Raw genomic sequence first — 21504 nt, 5'->3', positions numbered from 1 at the left:
TGGCTTGAATGCACCGGCCTTAATCTGTTTAGCGAGGAAATGGTTGGATGGGACAACGATGTCATAGCCGCTGCGACCAGATAATAACTTAGCTTCGACGACTTCGTTGCTATCAAACACATCGTAAATCACCCGAATCCCAGTTTCCTTTTTGAAGTTTTCTAAGGTGTCTTCTGCAATATAATCAGACCAATTATATACACGCACAACTTCTTCAGCTTGAGCAGCTACGCTGGCAAGTGATCCTGCGGTTACTAGCGCCAAAGTCGTCATCTTATTAAATAGCTTCATGCTTTCTCCTTTCTCGGGTAGCAGAATTGCCTTTAACAATTCTGAAATTGTGTCACCGACCATCTGCTCGGTTATTGTTGTTATTCTCGACCAATGCTACACCTTAAAAACCGCATCGGCAGTCTCTACAGCACCATAATGCCTTCATCTCTAGGTCGCTGCAATGAATGGGATTATCAGATTTCATGCCAAATTTATCTATATCTATATTTGCATTAACAAGCATAAAAATAGACTAGTTATCGTAACACCCTACATCTTGCAATATTAAGGCAAATGCCTCAAGCCCCTAGGGAAACCGCTGCAACCATCTTACAAAGTTATTAACTAACAGCCAGTTAAAACCAAACTTACAGGTTCAACTTTATGTATTTACTCTTAGGACCCAAGCACCGCATACAGAAACACTAAATGAATGAGCACTCAAAAGAGCAGATAAATCTTCCCTTTATCCAAAGTAAGCACTTAAGGTTAAAAGCACTCTGCACCAAAGTTAAGCAAGCAACCCAAAATGGTGCAGAGAATTTTTAATCACTGTTTGAATGTTCTCATTGTCAGGCGTTAGAATCCGTTAACAACATGACGATATTGAACAAAAACAATGCAACCTATGTAAAACATTTTATACACTGAGTAATAAAAATTCTCGCTCCCACGAACTCACCACTCTGCGGAAATTTTCAAGCTCGGCCTGTTTGACGGCCACAAAGCCCGTGGTAAAGGACTCACCTAAATATTCCTTACAGGCATCACTTTCTTCCATCGCGGCTAACGCCTCTTCCAAGGTTAATGGTAAGCAGTGTGGGTTATTGCTCCGGCTTTCATTGGATTTACCTTGAACGGGTGTGGAGGGTTTGAGTCCCTCGACCATACCGATATAACCACAGAGTAAACTCGCTGCAATGGCTAAGTAGCAGTTAGCATCCGCACCAGGTATACGGTTTTCAATACGACGATTTTGAGGTGAAGATTCCGGAATACGTAAACCACAGGTCCTATTTTCAACCCCCCATTCCAAGTTAACGGGCGCAGAGGTTCCCGGTAAGAATCGACGGAACGAGTTAGCATTTGGGGCCATCAAAGGTAGGAGTTCAGGGATAAATTTCTGTAGCCCTGCGATATAACTCAAAAACAACGCACTTTGCGTACCATCTTCGTTGGTAAATATATTTTTACCGGTTTCTTTGTTAATCACACTTTGATGAATATGCATAGCACTACCCGGCTCATCGGTTACGGGTTTTGCCATAAAGGTAGCGCAAACATTATGCTTTAGTGCCGCTTCACGTAGAGTGCGCTTAAACACAAACACCTGATCCGCTAGTGATAACGGGTTGCCGTGACTGAAGTTAATCTCCATCTGTGCTGGGCCATCTTCATGGATAAGCGTATCAATATCTAAACCCTGAATTTCGCACCAGTCATACATGTCTTCAAACAGAGGATCGTATTCGTTGGCGGCATCAATTGAAAAAGACTGACGCCCCGCTTCCGGTCTGCCTGAGCGACCAATAGGCGGCTTGAGGGGTAAATCGTGATCATCGCTGCGGCTGGTCAGGTAAAACTCCATCTCAGGTGCAATAACAGGCTCCCAGCCTTTTTCATCATAAAGAGACAGCACTTTTTTCAAGACGTTACGAGGTGATAATTCGATAGGATTGCCCATTCTGTCGTAACAATCGTGGATCACCTGTGCCGTAGCTTCAATTGTCCAAGGCAGCATAAATACTGCATTTTCATCGGGAACGCAGACAAAATCGATATCGGCATCATCGAGCAAACTGTAATAGATATCATCGTCGACAAAGTCACCGGTGACGGTTTGCAGCAACACGCTTTCGGGTAAGCGCATACCTTTTTCATCGAGAAATTTATCTACTGGGGCAATTTTGCCACGGGCGATACCAGTCATATCGCTGATAACACATTCGACTTCTGTGATTTTTCGTTCTTTTAAAAAAGCGATTAGCTTATTCATTTTATTTCACTCGAGTTGTAGCCCTACGACGACACGCATCGCCAAAGGCATTGAATATTGAGAGGTAAAATGGGTTTTCACTTACTTTCCATTCAGGATGCCATTGCACACCGAGGGCAAATTCAGTGGCATCGATCACGGAGAAAGCCTCCACAAGACCATCAGGAGCACAAGCTTCTGGCCGCAACCCCATCCCAAGGCGCTCCACGCCTTGAGTATGCACAGAGTTAACCTCTGCAGAGTTACGGCCCCAAGCCTCGTAAATGACCCCCCCAGGCTCCACAGTAATACTGTGGGATGGCCCATATTGCACCTCTAACGAGGCCTCTTTATCTTCTCTATGTTCAATAAAACCGCCCACTTCGTGTAACTTCTGGTGCAGACTGCCACCAAAAGCCACGTTCATTTCTTGAAAACCACGGCAAATCCCAAGCACGGGGACTCCCGCAGCAATGGCAGCTCGAATAAGTGGTAGTGTCGTAGCGTCACGCTTAGGATCGTGGTGAGTACCCGCTTCACTCGGTACCCCCGCATAAAGGTGTGGCTCAACGTTAGAGGGCGAACCCGTAAACAGAATACCGTCAAGTCTTGCCAGAATGGCTTCGATAGGTTGGTCCGCGCCTAAGGATGGGATCACAAGTGGCCACCCCTTAGCACCATTTACCACACCTAATAGGTATTTTTCGCCAACAATATTAAAAGGGTGTGAACCCAATCGTTGGTTACACGCAATAACACCAATAAGGGGTAACAGGGTAGACATAACTCACCTTCCAAGCATTTATTCACGAGTACAATGAACAAGTTAATTTTTAATGTTCATTTTTTCACACAGTACACCGAAATTTAACCTCAGGCAAGAGGTTAAACACTTGTTAATGACAGTTTGATTTAAATGCGTAATTTTTAGTTTTAATACAGAAACTTAAACTAACAATCTTTGTTTTTTGATGATAAAACAACCATCAACAGTATTGTTAGGATAAAAATCAGCCAAAGATAAAGACTGAAAACCTAAGTTCATTTGAAAAATATTATTTACACTTTGAATGATATATTACAATCCAAAGCCGGGCTAATATGGTGAGTAACTAGTGGGTTCTCAAAGAGAACGCTACCCTAGGCAATCTAGGACAGCGTTACGCAATTAGAAATTAGCAGGGGTTGTAGCACTGATCAGCCGACAAGGCTCATCGAAGGGATTGCGAAATCGATGGGGTAGCTCACTATTAAAGTAATAGCTATCACCCGCTTCTAAGATATATACCTCGTCGCCAACGGTAAGCTCAAACTTGCCTTCAATCACCATGGCAGCTTCTTCACCTTCGTGTTTCAGCATTTCCTCGCCGGTATCCGAACCCGGTGGATAGGTTTCACTCATCACCGACATAGCACGATTGGGAAAATCACGACCAATCAATTTGAATTCTAATGGCCCAGTACCTATGTTGAGGAGTTCATCGGAGCGATATACCACTTTTTGCTCACACTCAATTGAAGCTTCAATTGAGAAAAAATCGACTAAAGACATAGGGATACCCGACAATACTTTTTTCAAAGAACTGACGGATGGGCTAACACTGTTTTTTTCGATCATTGAAATCGTACTGTTAGTCACACCAGCACGCTTAGCCAACTCGCGTTGGGATAAGCCTTTCATTTTTCGAACAGTTCTGAGACTGGCTCCAATATCCAAATTTCACATCTCCCCAAAGGATCGGTCGCCCCGATAGATGAAGAACGGTTGTTCAGGATAAACACCATCCCAAACACATTTTAGCCCTAAAAGCGTGAGTTTAATCGCTTCCGTTGTATTCTAGCTAAAAAGTGTGTTAAATAAAACGAACACTTTAAAGCAGTATCACAAAAGTGTGATGAGTATACTGAGACAAGCCCAATTTACAATAAAAACAATTTTTTGGAGCCCTAATGGCCACTAAACCTCCAGTGCACAGTGAACAATACCCTCACTCTTATTATCTTGATACTGCTAAAGAAATTTACGATCACCCTCAACTTGAAGGCAGCATAACGGCAGATGTTTGTATTGTGGGTGGCGGCTTTAGCGGCATTAACACAGCGATTGAGCTAAGACAGCGAGGCTTAAGTGTGGTGTTGCTTGAGGCCAAACGAATTGGCTGGGGCGCTTCAGGACGCAATGGCGGTGAGCTGATCCGCGGTATTGGCCATGACCCAGCGCAATTTATAAACGAAATTGGACAAGAAGGTGTCAGTGCGATCCAGCAAATGGGCTTTGAAGCCGTGGAGATCGTTAGCAATCGGATACAGACCCATGATATCGATTGTGACTTACAAATGGGCTATTGCGATCTTGCGGTGAAGCCTCGACATATGATTGAGCTTCAAGACGAATTCGACAGTCTTAAAAGCCTAGGATATCAGCATGAAATAAAGCTGCTTACCCAATCCCAACTCAGTGAAGTTATCGGCTCAGAATTTTACCAAGGTGCCCTAGTGGATATGGGAAGTGGCCATTTACATCCACTTAACTTGGCCTTGGGCGAGGCTCGTGTTGCCCGTGAATTAGGTGCGCAATTATTTGAATACAGCGCCGCAGAAAAGATTATTTCAGGCAATAAACCGCGAGTATTAACGGCAAAAGGCGAAGTGACTTGCCAATATCTCGTACTCGCAGGCAACGCCTATATTGGCCATAAATTAAATAGCTACATCGGCGGTAAGGTGCTTCCTGCGGGGAGTTATCTACTTGCAACTGAACCACTCACAGAAGCGCAATGCCAAAGCCTTATCCCGCAAAACATGGCATTTGCAGATATGCGAATCGCCCTAGATTACTTCCACTTATCAGCGGATAGACGCTTACTGTTTGGTGGCCTTTGTACTTATTCAGGAAAAGATCCAAAGGATATAGAGGCAGCACTTAGGCCCAATCTTGAAAAGGTATTCCCACAATTAAAAGGCATCCGCATCGATTACGAATGGGGCGGCATGATAGGCATTGGCGCCAACCGTATGCCGCAAATTGGTCGCCTACCCGATGCGAGTAATATTTTTTACGCCCAAGCCTATGCAGGTCATGGCGTAAATGCCACCCACATGGCAGCAAAACTCCTAGCCGAAGCCATTTGTCAGCAAGCAGGATATTTTGATGTATTCGCCAAGATTAAGCATATGACCTTCCCTGGCGGCCCCACATTCCGCTCGCCTATGCTGGCTGCAGGTATGCTGTACCACAGGTTTAAGGACTTATTCTAAGGTTTGCTCTGTCGTTGGATAAACGCGCAAGTATCCAACGACCTATAGGGCGCGGGTTAATTTAATCCGCCTACGCCGCCTTGCCCACAGAATAAAAGGCAGTGAACCAAGATAATGCACGATTAACGCCACCAACACGCCAAAACCGATACCACTGGCGGTTAACGGGATGCCAGGCTTAAAGTTAACAATAGTCTGCTCTAAATATTCAAAACGAGCGGGATTGAACATATAGGCGGTTTTCTCGAAGAGATTGCCCTGCTCAAAAGTCAGCATTCCCTGTTGAAGTGTTTGCAGCAGAGCCAACGTCTGGCGCTTTTGCTCGGCATCCGCCCTAACGCTAGGCTCTTCATTTTGCAAATGGCGGGCGATCATGGTTTCAACATCGCTGAAGTGATACGCCTTAGCCGTTGCCTTATAGCCCTCAACTTGCCATTGGGTCGAAGTATAGAGCCCAGCCAAAAACTGCTGATAATGATCGGCTAATTGGGGGAGTTGCAGCGCCATCACTAAGATAAAGCCGAAGATCAATTTATCGAACAATCTGGTTATCATGACAAACTCCTTGATAAGTCAAAGGACATATCACCGTCAATTGATTGCGGCAAGGTTAGCATTCCGAAGGACAGCACTCCACCTAATATCGTTTAACGCTCGATGGGTAAATCGTTGCGACTGCCCCAGTCAGCCCAAGAACCATCGTAAAGTACAGCATCAGTATGCCCCGAAGCGACCGAGGCTAAGATTAAAATACAGGCGGTAATACCCGAGCCACAGCTAAAAATCCTTAACGGTTTATCGCTAACAAGCCCTTGAAACAGCTTAACCAATTCGGCCACATCTTTGATTTTGAAACCATTGAGCACGTCACCAAAGGGGAGATTGACCGAATGGGGAATATGCCCGCTGCGGACTCCAGATCGCGGCTCACTCACTTGGCCTAAAAAACGCGCCGATCCCCGTGCATCAATAATCGAACTATCGCTATCATCAAGCTTGGCTAACACAGCCTCAGCATCCATCACCTTCGCAGGCTGATATTCCAGTACAGCAGTCAGTTCCTCACTATCGCTTGCGCCATAATCTATCCCTTCTTCCTGGTAGCGAGATGAGGTGACTCTGTCTTCAGCCATCCATTGAGGTAAGCCACCATCGAGCACATACACACGGTGAAATCCCATTACTTTGAAAATCCACCAAGCGCGCGGAGATGAATAAATACCTTGATTATCATAGATAACAACCACGCTGTTCGGGCTAATACCAAGCTTGGCAATTCCTTCTACAAACTGTTCAAATTTTGGTAAGGCATGGGTTTGAGAAGACGTTTTATCGCAAAAATCCTCTTCCACATCAAAGCGCCTCGAGCGAGGAATACATACAGGCTCTGAATAGACGATCGGCTCTTTGCCCAAAACCACGGCCATACTGGCGTCGAGTAACACTAAATCAGGCGAGGTAAGATGCGCTTCGAGCCATTGGGTACTGACGAGAGGATATTCCATTGGTTGTCCTTATTGTTGTTTTATTGATTCAAATTCAACACCCCATCGCGATTATCTTGCATTAATGGCGTATTGAAGTTTCGGGGTATTTTTACAGCAATTTAACCTGAAAACGCCCCCTAAATACTTTCAAAAGATTTAGGCTTAGTGGTGATTCACCTCCACTAAACCAGCTATTTTCTACAGGTGCAACAAGCATTTTTCGATAACCTTGATACTTAACGGCCTATAATCGCTGAATCAAAACTAAGCCAATACGTTGAATAACAATATAAAAAACACGCTCAACTTTAGTTACTGCAAAGGGTAAACCGAGGTAGCGCCAGATAAACCATCATATCTTTAACCCTAGCTCACCAGCTAGCCATCTTCGCCCTCACTACCTCTAGTCTAATAGGTACCATTTACTCGTTATCAGTAGGTAAAGTGAGGCTCACAATTCTACATGCACAGCTCAAAATAATTGGCCTCATAATAAAGACTTATGCTATAAGTTACCCCATTAGGAATAGGCTAATATGGACATAAAATGCGTGTTTGCGGTGAGACTAAGGCTAAAATTGAGCAGCGATGTTTTTCGACACTGTTTTTTTTACTGAGTACCTCACTATTATTGTTATTCTTAGTCAGCCATCAAGCTAAAGCTCAAGAAAGTCAAAATGTTATACAAAACTCCTCATCTCAGACTGTTACCTTAGCAGCCGAAGACAGTTGGCCCCCATTTGCAAACCAGTTTGGCCAAGGCATTTCTCATCGACTGATCGAAGCCGCATTTAAACAAGCTCACATTGAGGTCAATAGTCTTGTTGTGCCCTACAGCCGAGCCTTGATGATGGCCGAAAAAGGGGCTGTCGATGGAGTATTTAATGTCACCAGAGAAGCCAGCACAGAGCAACGTTTCGTCTTTGGGGAGATGCCATTATTTGTCGCAAAAGCCTCATTCTATCAACGAAAGCAACGTTCTTTACTTGCTGAAAACAAATGGCAAATACCAAAAGGCAGCAATGTTGGAGTAATAAAAAGCTATGAATATGGGGACGAATTTCCTGAATTAGTCAAACAACGTCAATTGAACATCGTCACGGTCGCCACCCAACAGCAACTTATCAATTTACTGCTGATTGGCCGAATCGATGCGGCTGTTATGTTTGATCTTGTCGCACAAGAAAACCTGCAAAAAATGGGTGTAAGCGATGAAGTCATCGCCGCCTTTGACAACCACAGCAGTCAGATTTATTTAGCGTTCTCGAAGGAAAACCCTAAAGCTGCGTTATTGGCTAAAGCCCTCGATCAAGGCTTATCCATGCTGAAAGAAAATGGCCAATATCAGCAATTGTTGAGTGCTAATTAATTACCTAATCCAGCCTTGAAGTTAGCTCCCCACACTCTGTCCTTGAATGCGGATAATCTCTTGATTGACCCACTGCAATAACTGTTTAATGGCTTTAGATAAAATCTGATTTTGGCGCACAATATAGCCTAGGCTTGTACTTGGAAAATCCGGCAGTGGTGTCACCTTACTCTTTAAGTTTGTCTTAGTGTAAATGGAAAACTCAGGCACAATAGCCACCCCAAAGCCAGCCTCCGCCCAATCGATTTGGGCATCAACACTGCCGACTTCCATAATCCGATAGCGAGGCAAATTTAAGCTAGGTAAGGCGGGATCGAGCAGCTCGCGAGTACGGGTATCGTGCCCAAGTAAAATCAAGGTAGGTTGCTCCGCTAATGGCATATCATCACGCCCTTGACTCTGCTGCCATAGCGCTAAATTATTCCCAAGTGCGCACCATTTGATTTGCTGCAACTCAGTAAAATGTAGCGGCTGACTTTCCTTTTGAGCGATAACAAAACCTAAATCCGCCTCGGCATTGGTGACCAGTTCAGAGGCTTGAAACGAAGTCGTATTAAGCAGGGAAAAATCAATCCCGGGGAATTCCGCTTTAAACAATTGAAAAGGCTGAATTAACAACAAGCGAGAAATGATGTCGCTAGCCGCTATGGTTAAGGTACCTTGGCTAAGATCGTTGATGGCATTGAGATCCGCCTGACACACTTGCAACTCCATCAAGGTCTTCTGACTGCTCTCGAGCAAACGGAACCCCGCCTGAGTTAACCTAAACGGATTACGTTCAATCAACTTCACCCGCGTGTTCTGCTCAAGTTGTTTGATATGCAGGCTGACATTGGGCTGTGTCATATGCAGCGCCGCAGCTGCCTTACCAAAGTGTTTACACTCAGCCAATGTCACAAAGGTTTTTAGCCAATGAAGTTCGAGCATTGCTTTTATCTCCATCCATCATTCCCAATGGCGTCATGATATATGACTTTCTTATCGATGCGATAACTATAATTAATTTCTCTTATTCGATAACGGGGTCTAGCATAACCGCTTAATTCCTGTGGAGATGATGTTATGCCGTCTATCGTAGTTGTGGGTGCAAATTGGGGTGATGAAGGCAAAGGCCGCATCGTAGATTATTTAGCCGCAGATGCTGCTGCGAGTGTTCGCTTTCAAGGCGGTAACAACGCAGGCCATACAGTCGTAAACGACTATGGCACCTTTAAATTACACCAATTACCTAGCGGTATTTTCAATCCAAACTGCGTTGCAGTACTTGGCCCTGGCATGGTGATCAGCCCTGAAAAACTCAGTGTTGAGATCGCCGAAGTCGAAGCGGCTGGCATTGAAGTTAAGTTATGCATTTCTGACCGCGCAACTCTGTGCTTACCGATCCACGCACTGGAAGATACCTTAGAAGAACAACGCTTAGGCGATCTGGCCTACGGTTCAACCCGTCAAGGTATCGCTCCCGCCTATGGCGACCGCGTGATGAAAAAAGGCATTCTGGTTGGTTGGTTAAAGCAACCCGAAGTACTGCAAGAGCGCATTCAATTTATGCTTGATTGGAAGCTACCACAGTTAAAGGCGCTCTATCCAAGCTGTGACTTCTCCCAAACTGCCGCCGAAATGACTCAGTGGTTATTAGATGTCACCGCGCCATGGCGTCCCTTTATCTGTAACGTGACAGAGCCATTAAAAGCGCTACAAAAACAAGATGCTAACTTACTGTTTGAAGCGCAATTAGGCGCAGGTCGTGACTTAATTTACGGTGAATATCCGTACACAACCTCTTCTAACGTGACGGCGGCTTTCGCAGGTTTAGGCAGTGGCTTACCCGCGCTGCGCCCAGAGCGCATCATTGCCGTAGCCAAAGCCTTTAGCTCATCTGTCGGTACAGGTACTTTAGTTACCGCGATGGAAGAGCAGGATGACTTCCGTAAAAACGCCAACGAGTTTGGTGCGACTACGGGTCGTCCACGTGATATGGGTTACTTCGATGCCGTTGCGACTCGTAATGGTGTTGAGCTGCAAGCAGCAACTGAAATCGCCCTGACCAAGATTGACTGCCTGACAGGCATGAAAGATCTCAAGATTTGTGTTGCCTACGACGGTGAGCACACTGAGAACCCAATTTGGCCACAAACGGCTGCATTAAGCCCAGTGTACGAGCAAATGGAAAGCTGGAGTGAAGACATCACCACTTGCCGTACCTTCGAAAGTCTGCCAAAGGCTGCACAACATTATGTTGAACGCATCGAAGCCCTCATGGGCGTGCGCGTCAGCATGGTGTCAGTTGGACCTGAGCGCGATCAAATGATCATTCGCTAACGCATCGATTACCCTACAAAAAAGCCATATTCGTTTCGGCGAATATGGCTTTTTACTTTTGCTTTTTATACTCATCCCCCATTCCAATGGGACTGAGCGACTCTCTTGGGTTTTGTTTCACAAAATAAACCGCTAGACTGCGCTCAAATGAATAATCCTATATCGATGATTTTATGCCGCAATTTAGCCCGACTTATTCTTTTCCTGTGCAAATTTACTACGAAGATACCGACTTTTCTGGTGTGGTGTATCACCCGAACTTTTTGAAATACTTCGAGCGCGCCCGTGAGCATGTGATTGGCGCCGAGCGTTTACGCGAGCTCTGGCAACAGCAACAATTAGGTTTCGCCGTGTATCGCAGTGATATGTTGTGCCACGAAGGCGTGGAATTTGCCGACATCATCGATATCCGCACTAAGTTCTACTTTGAGAGTAAATACCGCACTGTATGGCAGCAGGAAATTTGGCGACCCAACGGCAAAAAACCTGCGGTCACGGCCACCATTGAAATGGTCTGTATGAATCAAGCGCGACAACTCGCGCCGATGCCAGCAGAGTTAATCACTCAATTAAGCTTAGGAATGTGACCCCATATTGACGCAAAGCATTTTGGGTGCAGGACGGAGTCGATGCCAGTGCATCTCAAGCTCTACTGCCCGCATTGGCTTGGCGTAGCATATGCCTTGAATCCGATCGACGCCCATCTTGACTAAGAAATTAAGCACCTCTTGGGTTTCAACGCCTTCGACCGTTACTTCATAACCGAGTTTTTTAGCAATATTAATGCTGGCCTCAAGGATATATTCAGAGGGTTCGTTCGGTTTCAGATCCTCAAGAAATGCTTTATCAATCTTCACTTCGTTTGCAGGTAAATGTTTTAAATAAGCGAGGGAAGAATGACCAGTACCAAAATCATCGATGGCGAGTTTTACCCCAAGGCTGCGGATTTGCGCTAAGGTATCAACGGCCTTATTTAAATCTGCCATCAAAGTACTCTCAGTAATTTCAATCATTAAGCATTCTGGCGGTAACTGGTAATGCTTTAGGCGCGCATCGATTTCATGGGGTAAGGTTTCACTATCGAGATCGCGAGTCGATAAATTCAACGCAACACAAACAGAAATCCCCGCTAATCGCCATTTTACCTGCTGCTGGAGCACTTGTTCTAAGGCCCAATGGCTAACGAGATCGATCATACCCGCGCATTCGGCAAGTGGGATAAATTCCCCAGGAGAAACCAATCCTAGCTCTTCATGTTCCCAGCGGATTAATGCCTCGACCTGAGTGCATCCGCCTGAAGCAACATCCTGCTTAGGTTGGTAAACCATGTATAAATGATTGCGTTGTAAACCATTAGGCAAGCTATCAATAATCTTTAATTCTCGCAGCTGGCGAATATCGTCATTCTCACTGTAACAGGCAATTTCGATTCGAGTTGAACGGGCTTTTTTGAGTGCCAAATCGAGTCTTCTGAGCATATTACTCACGTCGGCATGGTGCTGCGCTAATTGCAAACAGCCAATTTGTAGGCGCACACTGACTGGCGTATCCTTAATTTTAAAGGGTACCTGCAAGCGACCACGTAAATGCAGCAACGACTCCTGCGACAAACTCTGCTCATAATAGAGAAAAAACTCATCACCATTTAAGCGGGCAATCAGTTTCGGCTTTAGGCTTAAGCCAGTTAACCGATCGGCAAACTGTTTTAGCAAAATATCGCCAAACACAAACCCAAAAAGATCGTTCACATAGCGAAAACGATAAATATCAATAAGTACTAAAGTACCTTGTGTGATAGGCATTAACGAAGCCAGTGCGCGTTTAAGTCCCACACGATTATTTAAGCCTGTCAGCTTATCTTTGCCCATGCCCGCTGGCAGTGCAGCGAGCATCTCATTTAAGGAATGATACAGGGACGCATACTCTTGCGGCACATCAGCAATGTTAAGTGGGCTTCGGTCCGTCTTTTGCTTTTCAAGTTGAGGGCATAACTGTGCTAAGAATTGCTGCTGTTGGCGCAATGCTTGGGATCTTGTGCGTAAAAGAAACAGCACGGCGATCAAAACGATAACCAACGCTAAACTGATAAACTCCAGAATAACCATATCTAGGCCTCAATCTTACAGCGTAAGCTAATGACCAATATTTCCTCACCATAGGACAAGATTAATTTCCTTCTAAGCCCTAGGATTACTGGTAACTTTCTTTGATTGAATGGAATTTATCCATAAATTCATCACTTGCTAAGTCATTCGCCGAGACGGGTAATCCACGGCTAACAAACACATCCATCCGCTGCTCAAAATCAGCTCCTGCGCGTAACTCGCCAGTGTAGAATGCCGCGGCACGGATAAAATCTAAGTAGGTAACATGGTCGGGTAAATAGGGCAAATCAGCCCATCGCTCAACTACTTCCATCACCTCAGGGGCAAAATCCCAACTTTTTAACACGGCACGACCTAAAGGGCCTTGCATTTTACGTACTAAAGAACGCAATTGCTCAATACTGGTAAATAACTCAGGATGGGCCTCCGCCTCGGTGAGCACAGGCAAAGCACCGATATTATGGACTAAACCTGCAAGGGTTAAAGTGTCTAAATTTAACTGGCTAGGACGACGCTTATTGTACATCTGCAATATGGCACAAGCCGCGGCCGTCACATCGATAGAAGTACGCCAAACCTCATCCATCACTTCCCACACCATTTCATTGGTGGAAATAAATAGCTGCTCCATCGCCACTGATGTCGCAATACTCTTAATTTGGATTAAGCCAATGCGGGAGACTGCGCTATTAATACTCTCGGCGGGAATCCCACGACTATACAAGGCACTGTTGGCCACTTTAATAATACGCGCCGAAATGGCCGCATCTTGACCGATCACCTCAGCCACTTGCTTAAGACTTGCATCTGAGCGGCTCACCACTTCTTGCACCCGCATGGCGACTTCAGGCAAGGTTGGCAATACTAAGGCATCATCTTTTAATTTTTTAAGTAATCCGACTAACAGTAGATGTTCAGTAGACATCTTCGCTCCCATCAATCTGCAAACATAAAGCGGTAATAGTTGGAGTATATCAGTTGACGATCATTTGATGGGCAGAAAAAAGCATCAGACGTTAATTATTTGTATGACGCTGTTATCAATTTAGTCTCACGACAAAACATTTTACGTTTTGATATCTCAGATTAAGTTAAAGGTGAAAATCAATGGAAACACACAAATGGATTCATGGTCTAGCACGATCGTCAGAGCAAGAATGGTAGGTATATTCGTAAAACGCGAACTATACCTAATCTTAGACGTAGCAATTTGCATAAGCCTACTTTGATTGTGTAAAATGCCGCCCCCGCGCATTGCGCCTCCATCTACCAACCAATTCGAGAGTCATTATGTTTAAACCAGAGTTGTTATCTCCCGCTGGGACGCTGAAAAACATGCGTTACGCCTTTGCCTATGGTGCAGATGCCGTATATGCCGGTCAGCCGAGATACAGCCTAAGGGTACGTAATAACGACTTTAAGATGGAAAACCTCGCAACGGGTATCGAAGAAGCCCATGCGCTGGGTAAAAAGCTTTATGTGGTGAGTAACATTGCTCCCCACAACGCCAAGCTCAAAACCTATATCAAAGATATGGAGCCAGTAGTGGCGATGAAGCCCGATGCGCTGATCATGTCAGATCCTGGCCTTATCATGATGGTGCGTGAGGCTTTCCCTGAGCAGGTGGTGCATTTATCGGTGCAAGCGAATGCCATTAACTGGGCGTCGGTCAAATTCTGGCAAACCCAAGGCATTAAACGGGTGATTTTATCCCGTGAATTATCCTTAGATGAAATCGAAGAAATCCGCCAACGCTGCCCCGACATAGAGTTAGAAGTTTTTGTACACGGCGCCCTGTGTATGGCCTACTCTGGCCGTTGTTTGCTGTCGGGTTACATCAATAAGCGCGATCCAAACCAAGGCACTTGCACTAACGCCTGCCGTTGGAAATACGATGTGCATGAAGCGCAGCAAACCGACTCGGGGGATATCATTGCTCTGTCGCCACAAGCTAATGCGGTGCAAATCGAGACGCCAACCTTAGGCGCGGGTCCTGCGACCGACCAAATATTCCTGCTGCAAGAAGCCAATCGCCCCGGTGAATATATGCCAGCGTTTGAAGATGAGCATGGCACTTATATCATGAACTCTAAGGACTTACGCGCAATCCAACACGTTGAGCGTTTGGCCAAAATGGGCATCGACTCGCTGAAGATCGAAGGCCGTACTAAGTCTTTCTACTATGTGGCCCGTACCGCACAGCTATACCGTCAGGCCATCGACGATGCTGCCTCAGGCAAGAGCTTCGATCGCAGCTTGATGAATCAACTAGAAGGCTTAGCGCACCGCGGCTACACCGAAGGTTTCTTACGTCGCCATGTCCATGATGAATACCAAAACTACGACTATGGCTACTCGGTCAGCGATACCCAACAATTTGTGGGTGAATTAACCGGTAAACGCAATCTGGCTGGCCTTGCCGAAATCGAAGTGAAGAACAAATTCTCCGTCGGCGATAGCGTTGAATTAATGACGCCGCAGGGCAATATCAGCCTCACCATCGAACAACTCGAAAACCGCAAAGCCGAAGCGGTTGAAGCGGGATTAGGTTCGGGCCATACCGTTTACTTGCCCGTGCCGAAAGAGGTTGATCTGAACCACGGCATTTTACTGCGTAACCTGCCTCAAGGTCAGGATACCCGTAACCCACACGAAGCAGGCTAAGGCATGGCATTACTGATCGACGACAGCTGCATCAATTGCGACATGTGTGAGCCTGAATGCCCAAATCAGGCCATCACCATGGGGGAAGAAATCTATGAAATCGACCCAGACCGCTGCACCGAATGCGTAGGCCACTACGATAAGCCGACCTGCGTCTCCGTCTGTCCGATTGATTGTATTGACCCAGACCCTAACCGCGTCGAGTCCCACGATGAGCTGTTGGTCAAATTTGCCATACTCACGCAAAAAATTTGAGTGAGCGTCAGCCGTTCAAACTTAACAAAAAGCCCCGCAATCTAAGCGGGGCTTTTGTTTATCGGTTGATTACAACCACGTTCGCATCAGCTTAAGCTTGGGGATTTAGCTAAAATCACCGTCGGTTTTGCCTCAAGCTGCAAACGCACAATGGCATCGGCCAGCTTTTCAACGCTTAAGCGGATCGGCGCAGGTAAGCTAGCAAACTCGATACTCAGCAGCAGGTTTTTCACCTCAAGCCCTAACTCGGTATCGCCTTCAATGCTCAGTTTACGCTGGAAAAACAGCGTATCTGGGTCTTCTTTCGCCGCCGCAACCAACAATAATTCCGCAGACTTGGCACTAAACGTCACTTGGGCATCGGTCAGTTCACGCACCTGCCAACGGCCATCGAAACTCACTTCAAAATGCAGATTTAGATCTTCAACTCGAATCGCAACCCACTTACCTGCCAAAAAATCTAACTCGCCATCTTCAGCCTGCGACGCCAGCAGCTGTGTTAGTAGTTGGCTTAGCACCTTAGCCTTGAGGCTAAAGGGCACTTTAGAGAGTGGCAAACGGATCAGTTTTGGGGTGAGTTCTAACAATTGTTTAGCAAGATTAGCTGAAAAAACAGCGGACATAAGCAGTTACCTAAGGATAAAAAACACTATATCTCCCAGTTTACCGAGATTTTATGATCTTAAACCTGTTTTAAATCAATTCACCGCCATTCAATCTTCCCTACACTCTGCCCCTGTTATTTTATCGGGAGCACCATTATGGAGTTGTTGTGTCCAGCAGGAAACCTGGCCTCGCTAAAGTCGGCGCTGCAGGCCGGAGCCGATGCTGTCTACCTTGGGTTAAAGGATGATACCAATGCACGTTCATTCGCGGGCTTAAACTTCACCCCTGCAAAATTACAGGAAGCCGCCGAGCTCACCCATCAGCGGGGCAAGAAAATCTTCCTCACCTTAAATACCTTTCCTAAGCCGAATGAGGAGCACCGTTGGTATCAAGCTATCGACTTGGCGGCCAGTATTGGCGTTGATGCCTTAATCGTTGCCGATCTGTCGCTGCTCGACTATGCCCACAGGCAATATCCGCATATTCCGCTGCATTTATCGGTACAGGCCAGCGCCACCAACTTGGGCGCACTGAGTTTTTATAAAGAGGCTTTTAATATCGCGCGGGTGGTATTACCCAGAGTGCTGTCGATGAAACAAGTACGCGACCTCGCCAAGGTCAGCCCTGTCGATTTAGAGGTCTTTGCCTTTGGCAGTCTGTGCATTATGGCCGAAGGCCGCTGCCACTTATCCTCCTATGTTACCGGTCAATCACCAAACACTGGTGGCTCTTGCTCGCCAGCGAAACACGTGCGCTGGCAGGAACAGGGCAAAGACAGATTGACCCGCCTCAACGAGGTCTTAATTGATAAATCAGGGCTCGATGAACAAATGGGCTACCCCGTGGTCTGTAAAGGCCGTTATCTCACCCAAGACGATGATAAACCGCAATATCTGCTCGAGTCTCCCACCAGCTTAAATACCCTTAGCTTGCTGCCTGAGCTTGCCAAGGCGGGCATAGTGTCACTCAAGATTGAAGGGCGTCAGCGCAGCCCTGCCTATGTAGAACAGGTGACTAAGGTTTGGCGCCAAGCGATTGATACCTATCTTCATCAGCCAGATAAATTCCAGACTCAGGCCCATTGGGAGCAAGCCCTTGCTAAAGTCTCCGAAGGCCAAATTACCACCTTAGGCGCCTACGAGCGTGACTGGCAGTAGCCCTAGCGATAACCACGAAGAAGAAACGATTATGAAAATTTCCCTCGGCCCACTGCTCTATTGCTGGGAAAAACAACAGGTCATCGACTTTTACCAGCAGGTGGCCAATAGTCAGATCCCGTTAGTTTATTTGGGTGAAGCCGTCTGTAGCCGTCGACGCGAACTCAAATTTGGTGACTATCTCGAACTGGCCAAAATGCTGAAATCTGCGGGTAAAGAGGTGGTGCTGTCAACGCTCGCCCTTATCGAAGCGCCCTCGGAATACACAGAGCTTAAACGTCAAGTCGATAATGGCGAATTTAGCATCGAGGCCAACGACATGGCGGCCGTGTATCTCGCCAATGAGCACAAGCTGCCCTTTGTCTGCGGCGCCAGCATCAACAACTATAATCGCGCTAGTCTAGATATTTTGCAGCGCTTTGGTATGCAGCGCTTTGTGATGCCAGTAGAACTGTCAAAGGCTTGGCTGAGCCAAGTGGTCGCGCACAGGCCCGCATTCGAAGTTGAAGTGCTCGGCCATGGCTACTTGCCGCTCGCCCACTCGGCGCGTTGCTTTACCGCTAGGCATCGACATTTGTCGAAGGACAGCTGCGAAACCGTTTGCCGCCAATACAGCAAGGGTTTACTAGCGCAGACGCAAGAGGCGCAACCTTTACTGAGGTTAAATGGCATTCAAACCCAGTCGGCCAGCTGTGTCGATTTACGCAGCAAAATCAATGAAATGATAAAGGTTGGCGTAGATGTGTTTCGGGTTTCGCCCAGCAGCGTAGCCTGTATCACTAAAGCCGATGCGCTGGTCGAGGCGTTAACTAGCAAGGCAACGGACGCTCAGTTTCCTCTTAGCGATGAGCACTGTAATGGCTACTGGTTTGGCGAAGCAGGGCTAAAATCCTTGGTCAGATAAAAGACATAGCCTACTTCACTCAAGCGTTTGCTGCTGGGTCAATGTGGGGATACATGATGGTGGCGTTAATAGCAGCGCCACCGTCCAACTTAATAGACTCCCAAGCCCAATCCATTCCAGCAATGCAGGCCACCATAAATCGGGCCTTGGCAATTGCAGTACCATTTCTTGATAGAAAGGTCTGTCTCCTTCCGTTAAGCCCAATGCTAACAGCGGCACATAGAGAAAAGTCATCATACTGAGCAATACCAACAGCGCTAATAATATCGTCAAGCGCTGACGGTGCTGCGAGCCGAATCCCACCCATAGTAGATAACAAATTGCACTTAAGCTGCCAAAGTAGAAAAACCATTTAAGTGCGAGGATATGCAAGTGATACACATTGACTGGAAATAGCCCAACACAGGCTAAGGCTAAAAACGTCAGTGCTAGAGCGCAAAAGAAAGGATATCCCCAAAACCCGCTTACAGTCTGTAGGGAGGAAAGACAATAAAAAACAACGCTTAAACTGCCAAAAAATAAACCGCCATTGAGCACCACGGCAAAGCTAGAATGGCCATAGGTTCCCAATTCACTCAGTGTATGATTTAAAAAATTGAAGGAGCGTGTTTCAGAATAATCAAATCCGAATACCGCCACACAGATCCCCAGCATCAATCCAAAAATACCAAGAAAACCAAACTTAGTGGCAAGTGCCGAGCCCCTTGTTGCCATATTCATTTTTATAACAGTCATGGATAATTTAGCCAAACCAAAGTAGTACTAACTTACATGGAATTAAAAAGAATTAAAGCGGCACGAATCCTCTTTAGCGTAAAATTTTATTTCATCACTATTAACGATTTTTTAGTCATCATATGAAAATCCCGTGCTAAGTCATTATTCAATAAAACATATGCAAATCTGCAGTCAAAACTGAATAAATACTCACAAACAATTCAGCTCACTCTATTTTGTTACAGAAGACAACCTCACCGTTACAGCTACTGTTATCCCGCTCACATTGGGTCCGCGACGTTTGAAGCCCTTTTACCATTAATGGGTAAAAAATCATCTAAAAGCGTATTTAGTGAAGATCCACTGGGAAAGTTTTCAACAAAACATCGCCAAGAAGTGAACATCCTCAAGAATAAAACAACCCGATAAACAACCCGCAACAGCATGACGTAACGCCATGATTAAATTAAATTTAAACAACTAAAAAAGTAGGCAACATCAAAAATCATCCATTAGAAATCGCCCAAATAACTATGCTATTTTGCTGCTTATCTCAAACAAATTTCCGAATCGTTTTACATAGCGGCGCTAAGCGAGTAATCTTCCCCCTTCTCGATTTTGAGTTGAATTAAAATGCACCTCACCCCAGCAAAGAATGCGGTTTTGAGAGAGCATTTATTCAAGTTTATTTGTGCGACTCGTACTTTAAGGTGTACACCATTGGCTACTGAACATAAAAACCGCAACATTAAGACGATACTCACCTTTATCGTCCCTTCGCTGATCGGTCTGCTGCTGTTTATGACCCCTATCAGCTATAACGATGCGATAACTATTCCCATCGCAATCATCTCTAAAGCACTGCAAAGCGTGTTAAGCGATGTATTAACCTTAATCGTGACTGTGATTGTTGTCGCCATGGCCTTTGCCTCTGTGCTGACAAAGTTACTCAAACCTAAGTTTGTGCTGAACAATCACTTCCTCAATGGTTTACTCAATATCAGCCCGCTGTGGCTTACCACCCGTGTCGTTGGCGCTGTCTTTATCGTGCTGACCTACTTTGGCATTGGCCCCGAAGCGATTAACTCTTCAAGCACTGGCGCCTTAGTACTGAACGATTTGTTACCGGTACTCTTCTCGGTGTTTATCTTCGCCGGTATGTTGCTGCCACTGCTATTAAACTTCGGTCTATTAGAGCTATTTGGCACCCTGCTGACCAAAGTGATGCGCCCCGTGTTTAACCTGCCAGGTCGCAGCGCCATCGACTGTATGGCCTCTTGGTTAGGTGATGGTAGCGTTGGGATCCTGCTGACCAGCAAGCAATACGAAGCGCGTTTTTACACCCAAAGGGAAGCCGCGGTTATCGGTACCACCTTCTCGGCGGTGTCAATTACCTTCAGCTTAGTAGTGATCTCACAGGTAAAGTTAGAGCATATGTTTGTGCCCTTCTACCTGACCGTGTGTTTAGCGGGTTTTGCGGCCGCCGTGATTGTGCCTAAGCTGCCGCCACTGTCGTGGAAAAAAGATAACTATATCGACGATACGCCACGTCAACCTGATGATGAGATGATCCCCGCAGGACACGGCGCACTCTCTTGGGGCTTTGATAAAGCGCTCGAGAAAGCGGCCAGTGCTGGTGGTATCAAAGCCGTCTTAAATGAAGGTATTAAAAACGTTATCGATATGATATTTGGCATTCTCCCTGTAGTAATGGCCATTGGTACCACGGCGCTGATCATCGCCGAGCATACGTCCATCTTCAATTACTTAGGTATGCCGTTTATTCCGTTACTGGAACTGCTGCATATCCCTGAAGCCACCGAAGCCTCTAAAACCATCGTTGTTGGCTTTGCCGATATGTTTATTCCGTCGATTTTAGCCAGCTCTATCGAATCGGATATGACCCGCTTTGTGATTGCCGCGTTATCCGTAACCCAGCTGATTTACATGAGCGAAGTGGGCGCACTGCTGATTGGCAGTAAGATCCCAGTGAATTTTGTTGAGCTATTTGTCGTGTTCGTACTGCGTACCTTAGTGACTCTGCCAGTAATTGCCGGCGTGGCTCACCTGCTGTTCTAAGCGCAACATCACCTAAAATATCAAGGGGAGTCAGATTTAACTGACTCCCCTTTTTTGTACTCACTTATACACTCAACTCATACACGAACAGACAGTTTTGATTACTTCGTTGAGTGTGGGTTAGTCGTACAAATTCCACTCGCCACCATATAACTCAGTTTTACAGGAAGTCATTTAGAATTTCTGGATACTACTGCTGAAAGATAAAGTTTGGCCGTTTAATTCTCTAAGTGCTGGCTTTTGGTGAGCCATGGCATTCTCTCTCCGACACGCAGCAAGTCCATCCTTGGATGCTCGACCGCCGTCTGATGTGAATGGATTCACGAATGCCGCGAT

19 protein-coding genes and 1 pseudogene are annotated in these 21504 nt (G+C 46.0%); 9 read left to right on the top strand and 11 right to left on the bottom strand.

Annotated features, from left to right (window positions below; translation table 11 throughout):
- The 4 genes and pseudogenes from L976_RS22675 to L976_RS04325 all read right to left on the bottom strand — a co-directional run.
- A pseudogene (locus tag L976_RS22675) lies at window positions 1–291 on the bottom strand (spermidine/putrescine ABC transporter substrate-binding protein PotF); the annotation flags it as partial.
- Window positions 292–913: 622 nt separating this feature from the next.
- Window positions 914–2269, bottom strand: coding sequence for a glutamine synthetase family protein (locus L976_RS04335; protein ID WP_037415407.1), 1356 nt, complete (start codon window positions 2267–2269; stop codon window positions 914–916).
- A 1-nt stretch (window position 2270) separates the two neighbouring features.
- Window positions 2271–3032 carry a gamma-glutamyl-gamma-aminobutyrate hydrolase family protein gene (locus L976_RS04330; RefSeq protein ID WP_037415404.1) on the bottom strand — a complete coding sequence of 254 codons (762 nt, stop codon included), beginning with the start codon at window positions 3030–3032 and terminating at the stop codon, window positions 2271–2273.
- Between the two features lie 384 nt (window positions 3033–3416).
- Window positions 3417–3965 carry a cupin domain-containing protein gene (locus tag L976_RS04325; RefSeq protein ID WP_037415400.1) on the bottom strand — a complete coding sequence of 183 codons (549 nt, stop codon included), beginning with the start codon at window positions 3963–3965 and terminating at the stop codon, window positions 3417–3419.
- 233 nt (window positions 3966–4198) lie between these two features.
- Between L976_RS04325 and L976_RS04320 the strand changes: the two genes are divergently transcribed.
- Window positions 4199–5506, top strand: a complete 1308-nt coding sequence (locus tag L976_RS04320) for an NAD(P)/FAD-dependent oxidoreductase (RefSeq protein WP_037415397.1) — start codon at window positions 4199–4201, stop codon at window positions 5504–5506.
- A gap of 42 nt (window positions 5507–5548) precedes the next feature.
- Here L976_RS04320 and L976_RS04315 read toward each other — a convergent pair whose 3' ends face one another.
- Window positions 5549–6061 (bottom strand): DUF2937 family protein, encoded by a 513-nt coding sequence (locus L976_RS04315; protein WP_047534608.1) that lies wholly within the window; start codon window positions 6059–6061, stop codon window positions 5549–5551.
- A gap of 92 nt (window positions 6062–6153) precedes the next feature.
- The gene (locus L976_RS04310; RefSeq protein ID WP_047534605.1) at window positions 6154–7011 is read right to left on the bottom strand and encodes a sulfurtransferase; all 858 of its coding nucleotides are present in this window, start codon (window positions 7009–7011) and stop codon (window positions 6154–6156) included.
- Window positions 7012–7540: 529 nt separating this feature from the next.
- On the opposite strand from L976_RS04310, the gene L976_RS04305 reads away from it, so the two are divergent.
- A complete protein-coding gene (locus tag L976_RS04305) occupies window positions 7541–8362 on the top strand; it encodes a substrate-binding periplasmic protein (RefSeq protein ID WP_047534602.1) in 822 nt (273 codons plus the stop codon).
- A gap of 21 nt (window positions 8363–8383) precedes the next feature.
- Here the strand turns inward: L976_RS04305 and L976_RS04300 are convergent, their stop codons facing one another.
- Entirely contained in the window at window positions 8384–9289 is a 906-nt protein-coding gene (locus tag L976_RS04300) for a LysR family transcriptional regulator (RefSeq protein ID WP_037415386.1), read from the bottom strand.
- 135 nt (window positions 9290–9424) lie between these two features.
- On the opposite strand from L976_RS04300, the gene L976_RS04295 reads away from it, so the two are divergent.
- The gene (locus tag L976_RS04295; RefSeq protein ID WP_037415384.1) at window positions 9425–10681 is read left to right on the top strand and encodes an adenylosuccinate synthase; all 1257 of its coding nucleotides are present in this window, start codon (window positions 9425–9427) and stop codon (window positions 10679–10681) included.
- Window positions 10682–10854: 173 nt separating this feature from the next.
- Window positions 10855–11268 (top strand): thioesterase family protein, encoded by a 414-nt coding sequence (locus L976_RS04290; protein WP_037415381.1) that lies wholly within the window; start codon window positions 10855–10857, stop codon window positions 11266–11268.
- Here L976_RS04290 and L976_RS04285 read toward each other — a convergent pair.
- Together L976_RS04285 and L976_RS04280 are read right to left on the bottom strand one after the other, a co-directional pair.
- Window positions 11257–12786, bottom strand: a complete 1530-nt coding sequence (locus L976_RS04285) for a putative bifunctional diguanylate cyclase/phosphodiesterase (RefSeq protein WP_037415378.1) — start codon at window positions 12784–12786, stop codon at window positions 11257–11259. The genes L976_RS04290 and L976_RS04285 overlap by 12 nt on opposite strands.
- A gap of 85 nt (window positions 12787–12871) precedes the next feature.
- Entirely contained in the window at window positions 12872–13711 is an 840-nt protein-coding gene (locus L976_RS04280) for an HDOD domain-containing protein (protein WP_037415376.1), read from the bottom strand.
- 365 nt (window positions 13712–14076) lie between these two features.
- On the opposite strand from L976_RS04280, the gene trhP reads away from it, so the two are divergent.
- Both trhP and L976_RS22225 read left to right on the top strand, forming a co-directional pair.
- Complete coding sequence (trhP, locus tag L976_RS04275; protein WP_037415375.1) at window positions 14077–15450, top strand: prephenate-dependent tRNA uridine(34) hydroxylase TrhP; 1374 nt, start codon at window positions 14077–14079, stop codon at window positions 15448–15450.
- A 3-nt stretch (window positions 15451–15453) separates the two neighbouring features.
- Window positions 15454–15705 (top strand): YfhL family 4Fe-4S dicluster ferredoxin, encoded by a 252-nt coding sequence (locus tag L976_RS22225; protein ID WP_011621854.1) that lies wholly within the window; start codon window positions 15454–15456, stop codon window positions 15703–15705.
- Window positions 15706–15791: 86 nt separating this feature from the next.
- Here L976_RS22225 and ubiT read toward each other — a convergent pair whose 3' ends face one another.
- On the bottom strand, window positions 15792–16328 hold the full coding sequence (gene ubiT / locus L976_RS04265) for a ubiquinone anaerobic biosynthesis accessory factor UbiT (RefSeq protein ID WP_037415374.1): 537 nt from the start codon (window positions 16326–16328) through the stop codon (window positions 15792–15794).
- Between the two features lie 138 nt (window positions 16329–16466).
- Between ubiT and ubiU the strand changes: the two genes are divergently transcribed.
- Window positions 16467–17468 carry a ubiquinone anaerobic biosynthesis protein UbiU gene (gene ubiU, locus L976_RS04260; protein WP_037415373.1) on the top strand — a complete coding sequence of 334 codons (1002 nt, stop codon included), beginning with the start codon at window positions 16467–16469 and terminating at the stop codon, window positions 17466–17468.
- Window positions 17469–17499: 31 nt separating this feature from the next.
- On the top strand, window positions 17500–18372 hold the full coding sequence (locus L976_RS04255) for a U32 family peptidase (RefSeq protein ID WP_047540136.1): 873 nt from the start codon (window positions 17500–17502) through the stop codon (window positions 18370–18372).
- Between the two features lie 15 nt (window positions 18373–18387).
- Here L976_RS04255 and L976_RS04250 read toward each other — a convergent pair whose 3' ends face one another.
- The gene (locus tag L976_RS04250) at window positions 18388–19107 is read right to left on the bottom strand and encodes a DUF998 domain-containing protein (protein WP_037428556.1); all 720 of its coding nucleotides are present in this window, start codon (window positions 19105–19107) and stop codon (window positions 18388–18390) included.
- A gap of 702 nt (window positions 19108–19809) precedes the next feature.
- Between L976_RS04250 and L976_RS04245 the strand changes: the two genes are divergently transcribed.
- Window positions 19810–21168, top strand: a complete 1359-nt coding sequence (locus L976_RS04245; protein ID WP_037415367.1) for a YjiH family protein — start codon at window positions 19810–19812, stop codon at window positions 21166–21168.
- Window positions 21169–21504: the final 336 nt, after the last annotated feature.

Source organism: Shewanella sp. ZOR0012 (assembly GCF_000798835.1).
Lineage (GTDB): Bacteria > Pseudomonadota > Gammaproteobacteria > Enterobacterales > Shewanellaceae > Shewanella > Shewanella xiamenensis.
This window is presented reverse-complemented; position numbering and strand designations above follow the sequence as displayed.